Below are 15,052 nucleotides of genomic sequence, written 5' to 3' on the forward strand. Positions count from 1 at the left end.
GGTGCGAGAGGGCGTTCACGGCCGTGCTACGCCCTTTCCGGCTTGCGCGCGGTTGAGGCGGCAAGGGCTTGGCGCTTGCGGGCGGCCATCTCGTTGAAAGGGGCTAGGCCCATGCGGTCGAGATAGGCTGTGATCGCCGCTTCCACGCCCTTGTCGTTGCCGGTTTCCGTTTGCCAGAAGGCTTCCATGGCGGCGAAGAGGGCTGATTTGTCGAGCGCGATATCCATCAGGGCCTAAGCTCCGAACTGCTGGCGGTGGTTGAGCGTGCCGTGGCCCCTTTGGCGGAAGGGCACGGTCTGACCGGGGTCGCCGGTCGGCGGCTTGAAATCGGCGCACCAGCGCTCCCAGGCGTGTGACGTGCGCACGAAGGCGGGCAGCAGGTGCTCGTCATCCGGCGTGCGATCGAAATCGTCGAGCCAGGCGTCGGCGATGGCCTCGGAGATGTCTTCGCCGTGCAATGCGTCGAGATCAAAGCGGATGAGCCTGGTGGCGTGTTCGCCGTCATGGGCCTCCAGCCATTCGGCGGCGGTGGCAAAGGTGGTGCCGAAGCAATCGCTTTCCTCGATGAAATGGCCGCGCCCGAGCGTGGTGACCGCAAGGATGATCTCGCGGCTCTGGGTGAGCGGGGCCGCAGGCTGGTTTTGCCGTGTCGATGTCACTGTCATGCCTTCTCCCTGGCGAAGCAGGCGGCACGGGCTCGGGGGCACGCTGCGGCTCCGGCTTCCCTTGTTTCGATGGGTAACTCATGATAGGAAAAATCCTATATTTCCGTCAATAGGAAATATACTTTCGGCAGGATTTTTCTGATAGGACTGTCGATATCCTCCAGTTTGTTCTTGTTTTGTTCGAGGGATTGAGTCAGCTTGGTGCTGCCATTGCAGGTGGCAGAGAGGAGCATGACATGGTCACTTACTTCGTCGTTCAGAGCTTCACCCGGGGAAATCGGGGTGCCTTGCTCGCCGACATCCCGGTGCAGGCGACCGGGGCCGACCACGCGCTCAGGCTGGCGGAAAGGCTGGCGTCGACCAAGGTCGGCGTTGTCGCATTCAGTCGGGCAGGGGATCTGTCGACCGGTGAATTCGAGGATGCGACCATCCTTTTCATCGGCGGTGACCTGCCCTTGGATATGCAGGAGGTCATGGCCGCGTAGGCGCATCGGCAATCGCGCGAGGCAGTCTTGCCGGCCGGGGCCATTTGCCGGTTCATGTCGCCGGTTCATGTCGCTTGTGTTCGATGGCAGGGTGATGGCCGTGCCTGGCAAAGGGCCGCCGGCCCGGCGCTGCGCGCAGACGGTGTCGTCGAAGCGACCCGGATTCCATGCGTGCCGCCGCCGTGTTTGCCGGCTTTCAGGTCGAAGCGAAAAGCCCGAGAGCCGCGCCGGTTCCCGGGCTTTTTGTCGGGCGGTGGCTTTCGGCGGAGAAGATTGAGGGGCGATTTCGGCCGCCCGTGGCGCCGCCTGCATTGTGGTGTCGCCTTTTCGCGCCTAACGTTGCGTCAGGTGTGCCGCTGTTTTCAAGGCTTTGTTGTTTTTCAAGCCATTGCGGCGTGAGGCTGAGGCGTAAGCGCTGGCCGGCTTGTCGCGAGGCCATGTTGCCGGGCGGTGTCGGGCGGCGTCAGCGGGCGCTGTATTTGCCGACGACCCGGTGGCAGAAGGACCACTCCACCCGGCTCTCGGTGAATTCCAGATAGGGATTGTACTGCTTCAGTGTCCATTCCCGGTCGTTGAACGACACCAGGCGCTTGATGATCGCCTCGGCATCGTTGGCAGGCGGCACGTGGTAGAGCACGACGTCCTTGTCGCGGGTCGGCGGCAGGTGCGGGTGCACCAGCGCCATGTCGCCGGGCTCATAGGCCGGGATCATCGAGGTGCCGGTGAGGTAGATGCCGTAGGCGCCCTTGACGCCCTCAAGCACCGAGGGGCGCTTGACGTATTCGACAGCATCGAACGTGACGATCACATGGCCGTCGCCGCCCTGGGCAGCAACGAAGATCGGCAGGTCGCGATGGCCGACGAGCTGCTCGCCGGGCACGATCTGCGGATTGAACCCGGTGGCGTTGCGGGGGTGGCTGGCTTCTCCCGCGTTCGGCGTCGTGCCGATCAGGTCAGTGATGGCGCGCACATCACGCTCGCGCAGTTCGCGCGGGCTCTCGCGCTCGACGAACTGCTGGATATAGGCGTGGTTCTTCCCGATCGCGATGGACAGATCCTTGTAGGTCGTCCTCTTCGCATCGACTGCTTCCCGGATGAGGCGCCGCAATTGATCCATGGAAATGGCATTCCAGATTCCGCTTATTACGTCCAATAGGATTTTTCCTCTTGATAAGATGGCCTGATCCTATTACTGATAGGATATGAACGGAAACAAAGAGTCAATCGCATCTTCTGGGACCGATTTTCCCGGTTGCCGCTTCAAGCCGGAGCGGTCCGGTCGGCCTGTTCCTGCGGGCGTCGGGTCCGGCGCTTCGTGCACCAGGCCCGATCATGGCCGGGGACGCGCCGGAGAGCGCCGCATGGGCGATGACTGCATGCTTGCTGGAGTGAGCCGATGACTGCCGCCACGACCCGAACAAGGAAACCAAGGGGCTCCAGGGACCCCGCGCGCCGGCCGCACGGGCTGACGCCGAGGCAGAGCGAGTTGCTCAGCTTCATCCGCAGCTACAGCGCCGACAAGAACGGCGTCTCGCCGACATTCGACGAGATGAAGGACCATCTGGGTCTTTGCTCAAAATCAGGGATCTCGCGGATGGTGGCGGCGATGGAGGAGCGCGGGGCCATCCGCCGGTTGAAAAACCGGGCACGCGCGCTTGTCGTGGTGGAGGCAGCCCATGCTTGAGCCGGTGACGGATACGATTTTCGGCAATCCGGTCTTTGCCGGGCTTGCAGCCTTCTCCGCCACTTCGGTGACGCTTGCCGCCGTCAGCTGGTTTGCCAGCCCGGTCTTCGGCTGCAGCCGGCGGCGCGCGGGCTGGAGGGGAGCGTCCGGCGAGATCGTATTGTCTGGCAGGCTTAGCCGATGGAGCAGAACGGTCCTGTCCGAGCGGACAACGCTGTCCCGCAAGGGTCCGGCGCAGGGAAGGGAAGACCCACGGGGCAAGGAAATCCTGCCGAGCATCGACTTCGAGGCGCTGCAACGCGAACTCGACGACGCGTTCGCGCCGGTGGGGCGAGACAGGGGGAAAAACCTGATGTCCGGCCCGGATATCGTCAGAGCGTTCGTCGGCTGTTTGCCGCCGCCGGAATGTGATGGCGGGGGGGATTGCGACCTTGCTGATCCCCCAGGAGATTGCGACCTGCCTGATCCCACAGGTGATGGAAACGAGGTCGCGGAAATTGTTGGCCGTTTGCGACGTCGGCAACGACGGGCAGGGCCATAGACGAGACTGATCGCTGCCTTGTCGCATGGCGCCCGAGCCGGGAACGGTTCGGTGTGGATGACATGCGGCGCGGCTGCAGCGTCCTTTGCGTGCCGATCCGGTACGCGCGGGAGCAGCCAAGGCGGCGATCATAGCGAGGGGCCGCTGCCCACCTCCTCCCCGGTGGCCCCTCGCTGCCATTTCGGCGCCGGCAAGCCGTATCTGACGCATGCCCCCGACGATCGGATGCGATCTCGGTGCGGGATCATGCGCGGGGAAAGGCTGGAGCGGGCTTTGCGCGTCAGGGCGGATGCTCCGGCATCTCCAATGCCCTGACATTCCGGATGCCCCGGCATTTCGGACGCGCAGCGCTCTAGCGCCACGGGTTGCGTGGCTGGACCCAGCCTCGCCCCCAAGCCCCGTCCTTGCACGTTGCAAGCGGGGGTTCAGGCGGCTTGCCGGCGGGGAGGCGGAGGAAACCAGAGCAGGTGCATCGCACGCCAAGGCCGATCGCCGCTTTTGGCGAGGCGAACCCGTGCGGACATTGATGAGGAGACGACGTTATGCGTGACGCGAGTTTACAGAGATTTCTGCGTTGCCTGGCTTCGCCGGCAACAGAGAGTGCGGCGGAATGGACGGATGGCGCGGCCGTTCGTTCGAGCCGACGCACGCGCGGCCGGTGCGCCAAGGCGGACCGGTGCTTGCGGCGGCGCTGCGCGCCTGCCTTCGTCCGGTTGTTGGGCGGTGCGCTGTCGCCACAGCGCGAGATCCTGGCGGAGCTGGCACCGCCTGATCGACCGGGCGCCGTCGCGGCACGGTTCACCAGATTTGTGCTGCGGCATTTGCCGCAGGGGCGAGCCGAACGCTTCGTCGGCGCAGCGCGCGCCGTGACGGTCGAGGTCTAGGCGATGCGCATCACATCGATCGTCGAGGCTCTGGTTCAGTGCGGTGCGACACCGGAGATGATCCTGTGCGCCGTGCGCGCGGCCGAAGCCGGCCAGCAATCGGACATCGACCGGCGCCGGGCGAGCGATCGCGAACGGCAACAGCGCCACCGCGCTCACGTGACGTCACGGGCGGTCACGGCGACGGGCGGCGCTGCCCTCTCTGATAAAGAAAGGTCCCCCACACCCCCTAAAGAAATTAACTCTCCCGACAACACCCAACCCCCTTCGCCATCGCACCGATTGTCAGGCGGCAGGCGCGCGGTGCGCCTTCCCGAGCAATTCCAGCCGGACCGGGATTTTGCCGCGCGGCTGGGGTTCGGCGAGGCGGAGGTGGAGCTGGAGCTTGAAAAATTCCGCGACTACTGGACGGCGAAATCCGGACGGGACGCGGCCAAGCTCGACTGGCTGGCCACCTGGCGCAACTGGATGCGCAATGCCGCACGGCCACGCAAGAACCACCGGCCACAGGCGAGCCCAGGCGAAAGCGCCTTTGCCCGCCACCAGCGGGAATGCCGACAAGCGATAGAACGCGAACTCAATGGAAACCTTGAACATGATGACCTTATCAACACACAACCGACATTCGACCTTGAGCCGGGAGATTACCGCGCTCACTGAACGGCTGACGCCTGCGGGCGACGATGCGATCCTGCGCAGCCTCAACGTGATGCAGACCGCCGGCATGACCATGCCGCAGGGCATCGACCCGAAAAAGCTTCTGCCGGTCTATCAATATGCGCTTTCCGGCGTGCCGGCCTGCGGCCTTTCGACGGCGACGCAGAAGCTGATCCGCGGCGACTATGCCGGCAACGCCAGCGTGCTTCTGGGCGCCATTCCCAAGCCGCCCGTGCTGGCGGCGCTCGCCAAGAGCGAGGCGGCGGCCGCCCGTGCCGAGCTGGCCCGCAAGCGCGAGATGACGGAGGCGCTGAGCCCGGCAATGCCGGTCGCCCAACGCTCGCCAGAGGTCCGCGAGCGGGTTCGGCTGCTGCTTCGCCAGTTCCGTGCCGAGCAAGCGGCGACCAGCGCGACGGCGACCATGCCCGGAGAGGCGCGATCGATCGAGCGGGCTGCGGCGCTTGCCCGGATGCTCGACCTTCCCGATACGGCTGAGCCGACCGCGGAGCAGCGCGCTTTTCGGGCGCGGCTTGAAAACGATGTGGCCGAGGCAAAGGCCTTGGGCTCGACGATCGATTTTGCCGGGGAGGTGGCAAGCCATGCAGCCTGAAACGAGAGATTCGATGACGGGGCCGATGGCGGGGCCGGCGACAGGACTTGACGCGACAATGTGGCCGAAAGGCCTCGCCGCAGGGAACGGGGAGACCAACGGGCGACACAGCGACGGCGATGCCACCGCCCCCTTGGACGGGTTGGCGATGGCGCATGGCACGGAGGCGGATGCGCCGACGGCTGCCGTCCGGGCGCCGGGGAGCGACGCGCCGCTCGCACCGGAGGACTTGCTCGGTGCACTGAGCGCGCATGTGAAGGCGCAGCGCTTGCGGGTGCTGCAGCTGGAGCTGGCGCTTGCCGACGCCGAAGCGCGGATCCTGTCGCAGGCGCAACTGCTTTGCGGCGCGAGCGTTGACGGCGGCCTCTTCAGCCGCCGGCCGGTGCGCGAGATCGTCGATGAGGTGCTGCTGGCCTATCCCGGTATCGGCTGGGCCGATGTGATCGGGGTTCGCCGGGAACGGCGCCTGGTCGAGCCGCGTCACCGCTGCATGGCGGCGGTCTATGACGAGCGCGAGGACCTGTCGCTGCCGGCGCTCGGCCGGATTTTCAGGCGCGACCACACCTCGGTGCTGCACGCGGTCAACAAGGGGAGGGTGAGGCGATGAGGCGGCCCCCAAGCGGTGGGATCGAAGGGTGGTGGCCCGGGCACAGGCGATCGCGATCGGTGGCGAGGGGCGGGATGTCACCGCTGGCGGATTGCTCGCCTACCTCGGCGGTGGGTCGCAGTTGCCGCTGGGCCAACCGCCGGACGAGCATGACGCCGCCCTGAGCGGCGCGCCCGGCGCACCCTGACAAATTCGCATTTTCGAAACGGGTATCCGCCTTGCCGCAGCCGGCCTCCGGCTTTCGGTCGGATGCGCATGGGCAATGGAACGCAGACGAGCAGAAGGAAGAACAGATGACATCCAAGGCAGAACGCATTCGCATCAAGCGGGCAAGCAAGGCGGGCCGGCCGCGCAAGGCGGACGTGGCGCGCTATCCCGGCGGGCAGATCAAGCACGGCGAAACGGAAAGAGAGGTGCGCTCGGTCGTCATCGCGGCGCGGCAGCGTCAGCACTTTTCAGGAATGAAGGGCGTGGATGCCGGCAGTCCCTTCGCCGGCTACACGCTCGGGCGGATGTTCCTCGACGGCAAGCTGACCGCACATGAGCGCGAGGCGGGCGACGAATATGCCCGGCAGATGGCGCGCTACTACAGCCTGACCGGTATTCCCTTCCCAAGCGTCAGGGCGCAGTCTCTGTTCAGCGTCAAAGGGTTTGAGGGCGAGACGACCACTGAGCGGACGCGGGCAGCAAGGGTTGCGACCAACCGGATGATGGAGCTCGAGGGCGTGCTCCTGAAGCTGCCGGACGGGCCGCGGGTGAAAACGACGGTCTTCAATGTCTGCGTCATGGACTACGAGGTGCTGCGCACCATGCCGGAGCCACAGCTGGTCTGGCTGAAGCGCGGCCTGACCGAGCTGCACTGGCACCTCGGGCTTTCGAGGGAAAGGGTGGCGGTTTGAACCTCTGGTAAAAAGCCATAGGCGGCCGCTTTTGGATGCTGTGGCCGCCTGAGGGCGGAGCCAGACGATGCTCGATAAGAGGTCTCGTTCCGTCCCCCGATCACGGCGAGGCACGGGCGGAACAATTTGGTTGCAGGCAATGCAAAAGCAGCCAGTTTTAGAGGCTTGAGAGTTGGAAGCCAGTGCATCCCGCACCCAACATCCTCTCATTTTCTGGCGGACAGCCCTTTGGCACTTTTCCTGGAAATGTTTTGAGGCGCGCCGCTCAGACTTCCCGCTTTGGAATGCGATCAAGCGGTGCTCCTGTCGGGGCCGGCGGCTCACGATGCACGCTTGCTTGAAACTCCTCGAGGATCTTTGCGAAATGCGCCGTCGCCCAGGGGTGCATGTGGGGGAAGCAGAAGGCTTTTCACGCCTCTCAATCGACGAGGAAGTTGACCAGATGTGAACCCAGCTGTGGCGGTCCTCGTGCAATCCTGATCGAGGCGAGTCGTGGTTCGCGTCGTCAACGTCTGCTTGTTCCCGAAAGCAGACGTTGATATCGTTGCTTGCCGCATTGCGATGGCCTGACTGCGAACGTGGCCTTGCAATTGCGTGGACGAGCGGTGGCTCGCGCCTCGGCCCTATCGCAATGAATACTGCAACTTTTTCTCGTGCCACGACCTATCCCCTTGTTCAGGTTGGAGAATTGCCGTGCGTATCAAGTCTTTCGCATCGCAGGAGTTGATGAAAGCCACGTTTGTGGCGCGTGCCTTGTCCCACGCCGTAGCCGCGTACGCTTGCGTCCGCACAGCTTTCAAGGTGCCGTTGTCCAGCAGACGATGGCTTGCGGCACTTTTCGTGCTCGGCGCTTGCCCGGCTGCATGGGCGGATGATGTGCTCTTCGAAGACGTCCGCATCTTCGACGGAAAAGGCGCGACCTCACTTTCCGCTCCGTCGAATGTACTGGTCAAAGGCAATGTGATCGCTCGGATCTCGACAGACCCTGTCGAGGCTGAAGGCGCCCAGCGCATTGCCGGGAACGGCCGCACGCTGATGCCGGGCCTGATCGATGCGCACTGGCACGCAATGCTGGCGCGATCCACTCCGGCAGAGTCGTTCGGCGATGTCGGCTTCAACAATCTCGTCGCCGGCGACGAGGCGACGGACACTCTGATGCGCGGCTTTACCACCGTGCGCGATGTGGGCGGACCGGTGTTCGGTCTCAAGCGCGCGATAGACACTGGTATTGTCGAGGGCCCGCGCATCTACCCCTCCGGCGCCATGATCACCGTGACCAGCGGGCATGGCGATTTCCGTCAGATGAGCGACCTGCCGCGGGTGATCGGTGGCCCATTCGCCCGGATGGAGCAGGTCGGCGGGAGCATCGTGGTCGACAGCCCGGACGAGGTGCGGCTGCGGGCGCGCGAGCAATTCATGCAAGGGGCAGCGCTGATCAAGGTGACGGCGGGGGGCGGGGTTTCGTCACCGCACAGCCCGCTGGATGTGACCACCTTTACCGAGCCCGAGCTGCGGGCCGCGGTGGAAATAGCCGACAATTGGGGCACCTACGTTGCGGCTCACGCCTTCACGTCGCATGCGATCAGGATCGCGATAGCCGCCGGGGTGAAGTGTATCGAACACGGTTTCCTCATGGATGAGGAAACCGCCAAGCTGATCGCCGAGAAGGGCATCTGGCTCAGCCTGCAGCCGCTACCCGAGTTGTTGCGGCAAGGCTTTGCGGAAGGTTCGGTCGAGAGGGCCAAGGCGGATGAGGTGTGGCCCGGCATCGGCAGAACCTACGAACTGGCGAAGAAATACAAGATCAAGACGGCGTGGGGCACCGATGTCCTTTTCTCCCGCGCCTTGGCGCAGCAGCAGGGGGCGATCCTGGCCTCTCTCAAGCGTTGGTACACGCCTGCCGAAGCGCTCTCCATGGCGACCGGGACGAATGCGCAGTTGCTGGCGCTGTCCGGTCCGCGCAATCCCTATCCGGGCAAGCTCGGAGTCGTCGAGGAAGGCGCGCTTGCTGACCTGTTGCTCGTCGACGGCAATCCTTTGGAGAACATCGACCTGGTGGCCGATGCCGCCAACAACTTCAAGATCATCATGAAGGACGGGATCATCTACAAGAACACACTGGGGAAGTGAGGCGCATGCGCATCCGAATGTCGGCTGGCGCTTGCCTTGCTGTCCTGCGGCACGGGATTGCGACACCAGTGCGACCGGCTCGCTGCGCATGGCCGGGCGGCTGCGGATCTTCCGCCGGGTGATCGCCAGATAGAAATGGCAACGGTGCAACTGGAAGGATGGCGTGGCTGCTGCCTATGCCGACAGCCGGGATTCACTGGGAACCCCGGCTGTCCGAAATGCATTGCCGGCCTAAGATGACTCAATTGCCGCCGATGCGTTCGCGCAGGCGGTCGTCGCGCTCGATGATTTCAGGGGTGAGTGCGTCGCCGAAATCGGCCGCCTCGAACACCGGGCGGATTTCGATTTCGCTCGGGCCCGGCATCGGATTGGGGCAGCGCTTTACCCAGGCGATCGCCTCGTCCATGTCCTTGACCTGCCAGATCCAGAAGCCGGCTACCAGTTCCTTGGTCTCGGTGAAAGGGCCGTCGATGACGATGCGACTTGCGCCGTCGAAGGCGACGCGCTTGCCCCTGGACGAGGGATGCAGGCCTTCGCCGGCCTGCATGATGCCGGCATTGACCAGCTCTTCGTTGAACTTGCCCATGGCTTCGAGCAGCTCGGTCGAGGGCATCTTGCCGGCTTCGCTGTCCTCGGTCGCCTTCACCATTACTATCACGCGCATGGTCTTTTCTCCTTTGATCGACGAAGCCAAACCGGCCTCTGTGCTTGAATGACGAACGGCCAGAGACAGGGCCGACATTTGCGCGAAACTTTTTTCGGCAAACCGATAAAGTGCCGGCGGTGACCCCACGCAAATCGGGAGCGACCGCCTTCTGCACTGCCTGGCTGTGTGCTGAAGTGGTGTCGCCGATGAGCGCAGGGAAGACGTCTCGGCAAAGATATGCCTGATCTCGCGCAAGACGAAATTCGCCGACGGCAGGATCTTCCGCCATGCCGCCGTGGGATTGGGTGACATGAGGTGTCGCCGATATCATTGTGTTTTTACATGCTAATATGACAATGAACGCATTCACCATGGGTTCACGTCCAGGGGGGATAGCTTGCGCCTATTCGAAACGGATAGGTGTCGAGATGAAGAAGATAGGCATTGTGATCCTTGCGGTGGTGACGGCTCTGACGAGCTATACGCCTGCGAATGCCATGCCGGTTGCGGCCGTTCAGTTGAGGCAGCAAAGCGACGTTACGAGCGTCCAGTATCGTGAATGGGGTGGCGACAGACATCGCCCGCGGCCGGGCTGGAACCATGGTGGACATCGACCGCGTCCCGGCTGGGACGGCGGTTACCGCCCACGCCCGGGTTGGGACGGCGGTTATCGTCCACGGCCACACTGGGATGGCGGCTACCGCCCGCGTCCGAGCTGGCAGGGAAGCGGCGGGTATCGCTACGGCTGGTACAATGGCCACCGGGGTTATCGCGGCTATCGCGATGGGTACCGCCGTCACAATGACGGCTGGTGGTATCCGCTGGCAGCCTTCGGCGCCGGTGCCATCATCGGCGGCGCGATTGCCGCTCCGCCGCGGCGCGTCGAAACCGGCGTAAACCCGCGGCACACCAGCTGGTGCTATGACCGCTACCGCTCCTACCGTGCCTGGGACAACTCGTTCCAGCCCTATGGCGGTCCGCGGCAGCAGTGCTACTCGCCGTATTATTGAGGTGAAACAGACCCCGCCGGTCGGCTGCGATCGGCGGGGTCTTTGTCGGGGAGGTCATCCTCCCTGGGTGACTGGAGCCCTGTCGGGCGCTCCGGCATTCATCCGCGAAATGGCCATGCCGAGAGACAAGGTCTCAAATGCGCGACGACGTTGCGCGGGTACCGGTTTGACCAACAGGCATTGGCGTAAATAGCCAACACGCTCCCGCGGGCTTGCTCAGAATGAGTAACCCTTGCCGTTGCTTGGCGTCGAGGTTCTGCTGGTCCTGGCGGGGCCTGCAGCCAGTTCGATTGTGTCGGTACCCGCCTGCTCGACCTTCGCAGGCTTGGCGTTCAGGGTCGAACTTGGGGGCGTTGCGGCCGTTGCGATCGCCGCCAGGGCGAACGATGCGGCAGCGGTAATAATGATCGTTTTCATCGCTGTTTCCTTAGTTTCCACACATGGTTTCGGCCGCTGCAACCCGCCGGGGCGTTGACGCGACGCGGCTCGTCGCTCGTACGGCGGGATCTCGGTGCCGGGAATACGGCAGATGCCGTATATCGACCTCGGTGGACGCGGAAACGGCGGGCTTGGGTTAACGGAGGCTTACCGGTGGCGGTTCCTGTCAGGCCGCTTTTCGGGCGCGGCTGCGGTCAAAGGCTGTCCGGGATCGCCCGCTGCGCTTGTTCTTGTCTATGTCTGTGTCGCAAGACACTGGTGTATTCTTGCGCGACGCGCATGAGATTGTGCGACTTCTCAAATGAAAGCGTGTGAGACATGGCTGATCGTACTGTCCAAATTGACGAAATCCGGGCGCTCGAGGAGGCGCTGCACCGTCCGGAGGTGCGCCGGTCAAGAACGGCCGTCGAGGCGCTGCTTGCCCAGGGTTTTGTCGAATTCGGTGCGTCGGGAACGCGATATCACCGTGCCGAGATGATCGAACTTCTCTGCGAGGAAGATGACACGCCGGCGGATGGTGTGCTTGAGGCGACGGACTTCGCGCTGACGCCGATCTCTCCCGATGCCGTGTTGCTGATCTACCGGACCGTTCGCAAGGGGAGCGACGGATCGGAAAAACGGGCGCTGCGGTCTTCCATCTGGAAGCGCAATGCGGGCCGGTGGCAGATGCTATTTCATCAGGGCACGTTGACCTCTGCGATCGACGCGACCGCAGATTCGTGATTGGCGACAGGCAAGGCGAAGCCAAAGGGCGCCTTTGGCGACGGCGGAGCCGGATTTCCGGCTTCCGCAGCCGCATGTGCGGCAGATAGGCAGGCCGCCTTGTGGGCGTTTTCCAATCTGGTTGGGCGGAGCCTATTCGGGCAGGGTCTCATCGAAACGGGTGGCTTCCCGCGACGGATCGCGCTCGCGCACCTCTTCCTCCGCGTCATCGGGCAGAGCCTCGTCGCTTTCCAGATTTGCCTCGTCACGGCTAGGTACCGGCGGCACACGGCCCTGGTCTACGGTTGGCAGGTCGGCACCATCCGGGATCTGGTCCGTTGGCACATCCGGCACGTCGCTGGCTTCGGGGTCTGGAAGACCCTGGCTATCAGGGGCCAGGCGCGGCTTCAGCGTTGTTCGGGGCATCTTGCATCTCCTTGATCGTGACCAAGGAATAAGGGCCAGGCACGCGAATAGTTCCGTATTTTGGCTTCGACGCAAGGAGGGTGTTATCCGAAGGTGATGCAATCGGCCTTCGCGTTTTGACGGGTGTGCGGCCGAGGGGCGCAGACATGGCTGAGGGTTTGGAGGCGCGCGATGCGCGACCGGGAGAAGGCGGGCATTGGGCGAGATGCCTTGAAGCGCGTCGCGAGCTTTCAGATTCGCTTGGCTTGCTTTAAGTTCTTGTTTTCACGCATGTCGCTATCGCAAAACCGCTGCACACTTTTGCGCGACATGCGTTAGAACTTCAGCGTGGCATCGTCGTGTTTGGGTGGCGGGTGGCTGTCCCTCTGGCGGCGCATGCCGTAGGCGAGGGCAAGGCCCAGCACGGCGGAACCGACGACAACGGCGAGTAGTGCGAAGAAATTCTCCATGACATTCTCCTCCCTGAGGCGATGATAGCACAATCGGACGCGCGCAACCAAATACCTGCACGTTATCCCTAACCGATACGCAGGGCCGGCAAAGGCTCATCCGAAAGGGCAACGAAGGTGGCGCTTGAGTTGTTCCGGGCAAGTTGGAAATGTCCGGCGAGATTTGAGGATGGCTTGCTGCTGATGCGTGGTCGCGCAACCCCGGCATAGGGCGAACGGCAGCGTCTGCGAGCGTCGCCGGTGCATGAGGTGGCGGTGCCGATTCTCGTGGACGGCGCAATCTCAAGGATCAGCCCGATGCGCCCCGGCATTCAACGCCTGATGCCGGCAAGCCAAAATCACGAGAAAGCGGCGCACGTCACGCGCCTTTGATTGCCCAGTGGCTGGCCAGGCGGGCGCCATCCAAAAAAAAGAACGAAACTAGAACAAATTTTGTGCGAAGGGGTTGCCATTCTGCCGGAAGCGGGCTAAGGATATTTCAGGATGGTCGTTTCGTAATCGAAGCGGCCTTTTTCATTTTTGGAGGCACGAGACGGTCGATCGCGCTCCTGCAGGTTGCAGCCCGCGGCTGTCCATCCAGATGTCTCTCTCTCTCTCTCTCTCTCTCTCGAATTGGCCGACGCGCCTCACGTGCTTCTCGGCTTCTTGGAAGGGCCGTGCCCTGTTCGCGTGTCGTCCTTGCTGGAAGGACAGCGTTGCGCGTTTGCACGACGTTGATAAGGTCGTTCGGCGACGCTTATCGTGATGTCGTTTCTGCGAGGTGGCGCAAGCGTTCAGCAACGCGAAGACGTTGCTCCTCGGATAACTTCCGTATGACCGATTCGTAATAGGCACCGACAAATTCGAGGGCCTCGGGACGATCGCCTGCGCCGAAATACGAGCGGGAAACCCAGTAGGCGGCTTCTTCCAGGTCAGCTTCCACGACGATGCCAAGTTCGTAGGCGGCCGCGATCATCATCTGCGCACCGTAATGGTCCTGGAGGGCCGCGCTATGCCACCAGCGGAACGCCTCCTTGGGGTTGCGCTCGACGCCTAGCCCCTCGTGGTAAATCGTGGCCAGCCGCCCTTGAGCGCCGATGTGGCCGCCGCGCGCAGCCAGCCCATTCCAGTGGTAGGCGGCAGCCAGGTTTTCCTCGGTATCGCCGAAAAAATGTTCTCCGAGCGCCGCTTGCGCGTCGACGTTTCCGCCCTTGGCGAGTTCGATCAGTCTCGGTGCTATGGTCGTGGCGCCTGGCGGCGGCGGATCGGCCAATACAGGCTGTCGACGGGCCTTCCCGGCGAAAATTGCACGCAGCCACGTCCATAAATGCTGGATCATTCGTCGTCGCTGCTCCTATCGGGGGAGTTGATTGATGAAGCGTCGTCAAAGCCGTGTTGCTCAGCTTCAGGGGGCTGAGACCGCGGGATAACGTCGATAGCTGTGTCGACGCGGTGTTGCTCGTCTGCTCAGCCTCGGCCGCCATCAATCTGTTCTTCTTCCGATATCTCCAGCGCCTGCGGCGACAGGCTGTCTGCGGGTGTTCCTTTGGCTGCCCCCCGGTGCCTGCCGCGAGCATCGAGTGCCGCGCAGAAGCCGGCCGGTGCCGTGTTCAGGTCGACACCGCCGTCATCCCGGTTGTGCCTGTCGATTGCCTGGCGGGCACCGTGATGTCCCTTGCGCGCGGCGTTGCGCCACCAGCGAATTGCCTCCTGTGGATCGGGCTCGACGCCGAGGCCCTTGTCATAGATCGTTGCGAGGCGGGCCTGCGAAGCGGCGTGGCCCTGGCGGGCTGCCTGTCCGTTCCAGTGGTAGGATGCGGCGTAGTTTTCCTCGCGGCCATCGTTGAAATAGATTTCGCCGAGCACTGCCTGGGCGTCGAGATTTCCTGACGTGGCGAGTTCGAGCAACCTGGGCGAGACATTTGCGGCGGACAGCCGCGGCGTGAAAATGGTCTTCAACCTTCTGACTGCGTTTTGGATCATCAGACACCCGTCTTATTCATTGGCATAATTCCTCAAAATCGGGACGATCGAATGGATAAATTATGCTGCAATTTGAATGTGTTATGTCTCTAACTCACCTGTCTTATCCGGTATGAGGCGCCTTTGCGCGGCCTGTAAATTAGTATTGGTGACAGAATACAACCTAAGGTCAAGTGGGTCCGCGCAATTTCCCGTGGATATCGGAAGGCTGTTGCTCGTTTGCCGCTTGCTGCGCGCGCGGATGCCTGAGCGATTGT

At 63.3% G+C, this 15,052-nt stretch carries 19 protein-coding genes and 1 pseudogene; 10 read left to right on the plus strand and 10 right to left on the minus strand.

Annotated elements, in window-relative coordinates:
* Window positions 1-26: 26 nt before the first annotated feature.
* The 4 genes from BLJAPNOD_RS11710 to BLJAPNOD_RS11725 form a co-directional block, all read right to left on the minus strand.
* Window positions 27-227 (minus strand): hypothetical protein, encoded by a 201-nt coding sequence (locus BLJAPNOD_RS11710; protein WP_115419926.1) that lies wholly within the window; start codon window positions 225-227, stop codon window positions 27-29.
* A gap of 6 nt (window positions 228-233) precedes the next feature.
* A complete protein-coding gene (locus tag BLJAPNOD_RS11715) occupies window positions 234-665 on the minus strand; it encodes a hypothetical protein (RefSeq protein ID WP_115419927.1) in 432 nt (143 codons plus the stop codon).
* 95 nt (window positions 666-760) lie between these two features.
* Complete coding sequence (locus tag BLJAPNOD_RS35345; protein ID WP_158556114.1) at window positions 761-1,462, minus strand: hypothetical protein; 702 nt, start codon at window positions 1,460-1,462, stop codon at window positions 761-763.
* Window positions 1,463-1,613: 151 nt separating this feature from the next.
* Complete coding sequence (locus tag BLJAPNOD_RS11725) at window positions 1,614-2,267, minus strand: S24 family peptidase (RefSeq protein WP_115421262.1); 654 nt, start codon at window positions 2,265-2,267, stop codon at window positions 1,614-1,616.
* A 348-nt stretch (window positions 2,268-2,615) separates the two neighbouring features.
* Between BLJAPNOD_RS11725 and BLJAPNOD_RS11730 the strand changes: the two are divergent.
* From BLJAPNOD_RS11730 to BLJAPNOD_RS11765, 8 genes and pseudogenes are all read left to right on the plus strand, one after another.
* Window positions 2,616-2,819 (plus strand): annotated as a pseudogene (locus BLJAPNOD_RS11730) (repressor LexA); the annotation flags it as partial.
* A 7-nt stretch (window positions 2,820-2,826) separates the two neighbouring features.
* Complete coding sequence (locus BLJAPNOD_RS11735) at window positions 2,827-3,375, plus strand: hypothetical protein (protein ID WP_115419929.1); 549 nt, start codon at window positions 2,827-2,829, stop codon at window positions 3,373-3,375.
* A 542-nt stretch (window positions 3,376-3,917) separates the two neighbouring features.
* Window positions 3,918-4,259 carry a hypothetical protein gene (locus BLJAPNOD_RS35160; protein WP_147294540.1) on the plus strand — a complete coding sequence of 114 codons (342 nt, stop codon included), beginning with the start codon at window positions 3,918-3,920 and terminating at the stop codon, window positions 4,257-4,259.
* Window positions 4,260-4,262: 3 nt separating this feature from the next.
* Window positions 4,263-4,919: a hypothetical protein gene (locus BLJAPNOD_RS35165; RefSeq protein WP_147294541.1), complete on the plus strand. Its 657-nt coding sequence runs from the start codon at window positions 4,263-4,265 to the stop codon at window positions 4,917-4,919.
* Complete coding sequence (locus tag BLJAPNOD_RS11750) at window positions 4,858-5,526, plus strand: hypothetical protein (RefSeq protein WP_244610926.1); 669 nt, start codon at window positions 4,858-4,860, stop codon at window positions 5,524-5,526. Before BLJAPNOD_RS35165 ends, BLJAPNOD_RS11750 begins: the two co-directional genes overlap by 62 nt.
* The gene (locus BLJAPNOD_RS11755; protein ID WP_244610927.1) at window positions 5,516-6,133 is read left to right on the plus strand and encodes a helix-turn-helix domain-containing protein; all 618 of its coding nucleotides are present in this window, start codon (window positions 5,516-5,518) and stop codon (window positions 6,131-6,133) included. The genes BLJAPNOD_RS11750 and BLJAPNOD_RS11755 overlap by 11 nt, the downstream gene beginning before the upstream one ends.
* A 293-nt stretch (window positions 6,134-6,426) precedes the next feature.
* Window positions 6,427-7,032: a hypothetical protein gene (locus BLJAPNOD_RS11760; protein WP_115421264.1), complete on the plus strand. Its 606-nt coding sequence runs from the start codon at window positions 6,427-6,429 to the stop codon at window positions 7,030-7,032.
* 726 nt (window positions 7,033-7,758) lie between these two features.
* Complete coding sequence (locus BLJAPNOD_RS11765) at window positions 7,759-9,162, plus strand: amidohydrolase family protein (RefSeq protein WP_115421265.1); 1,404 nt, start codon at window positions 7,759-7,761, stop codon at window positions 9,160-9,162.
* Window positions 9,163-9,403: 241 nt separating this feature from the next.
* On the opposite strand, the gene BLJAPNOD_RS11770 is transcribed toward BLJAPNOD_RS11765, so the two are convergent.
* Complete coding sequence (locus tag BLJAPNOD_RS11770) at window positions 9,404-9,826, minus strand: YciI family protein (RefSeq protein ID WP_115421266.1); 423 nt, start codon at window positions 9,824-9,826, stop codon at window positions 9,404-9,406.
* Window positions 9,827-10,236: 410 nt separating this feature from the next.
* Between BLJAPNOD_RS11770 and BLJAPNOD_RS11775 the strand changes: the two genes are divergently transcribed.
* Window positions 10,237-10,818: a BA14K family protein gene (locus tag BLJAPNOD_RS11775; protein ID WP_115419931.1), complete on the plus strand. Its 582-nt coding sequence runs from the start codon at window positions 10,237-10,239 to the stop codon at window positions 10,816-10,818.
* A 216-nt stretch (window positions 10,819-11,034) separates the two neighbouring features.
* Here BLJAPNOD_RS11775 and BLJAPNOD_RS11780 read toward each other — a convergent pair whose 3' ends face one another.
* The gene (locus BLJAPNOD_RS11780) at window positions 11,035-11,235 is read right to left on the minus strand and encodes a hypothetical protein (RefSeq protein ID WP_115419932.1); all 201 of its coding nucleotides are present in this window, start codon (window positions 11,233-11,235) and stop codon (window positions 11,035-11,037) included.
* A gap of 339 nt (window positions 11,236-11,574) precedes the next feature.
* Between BLJAPNOD_RS11780 and BLJAPNOD_RS11785 the strand changes: the two genes are divergently transcribed.
* Window positions 11,575-11,979, plus strand: a complete 405-nt coding sequence (locus BLJAPNOD_RS11785) for a DUF4440 domain-containing protein (RefSeq protein WP_115419933.1) — start codon at window positions 11,575-11,577, stop codon at window positions 11,977-11,979.
* Between the two features lie 132 nt (window positions 11,980-12,111).
* On the opposite strand, the gene BLJAPNOD_RS11790 is transcribed toward BLJAPNOD_RS11785, so the two are convergent.
* From BLJAPNOD_RS11790 to BLJAPNOD_RS11800, 4 genes are all read right to left on the minus strand, one after another.
* Window positions 12,112-12,384: a hypothetical protein gene (locus BLJAPNOD_RS11790; protein ID WP_115419934.1), complete on the minus strand. Its 273-nt coding sequence runs from the start codon at window positions 12,382-12,384 to the stop codon at window positions 12,112-12,114.
* Between the two features lie 314 nt (window positions 12,385-12,698).
* Entirely contained in the window at window positions 12,699-12,833 is a 135-nt protein-coding gene (locus BLJAPNOD_RS36360) for a hypothetical protein (protein WP_256372316.1), read from the minus strand.
* Window positions 12,834-13,569: 736 nt separating this feature from the next.
* Window positions 13,570-14,151 (minus strand): tetratricopeptide repeat protein, encoded by a 582-nt coding sequence (locus BLJAPNOD_RS11795; protein ID WP_115419935.1) that lies wholly within the window; start codon window positions 14,149-14,151, stop codon window positions 13,570-13,572.
* A 128-nt stretch (window positions 14,152-14,279) separates the two neighbouring features.
* Window positions 14,280-14,795: an SEL1-like repeat protein gene (locus BLJAPNOD_RS11800; RefSeq protein ID WP_115419936.1), complete on the minus strand. Its 516-nt coding sequence runs from the start codon at window positions 14,793-14,795 to the stop codon at window positions 14,280-14,282.
* Window positions 14,796-15,052: the final 257 nt, after the last annotated feature.

The sequence above is a fragment of the Ensifer sp. M14 genome, assembly GCF_003355565.1.
GTDB lineage: Bacteria > Pseudomonadota > Alphaproteobacteria > Rhizobiales > Rhizobiaceae > Ensifer.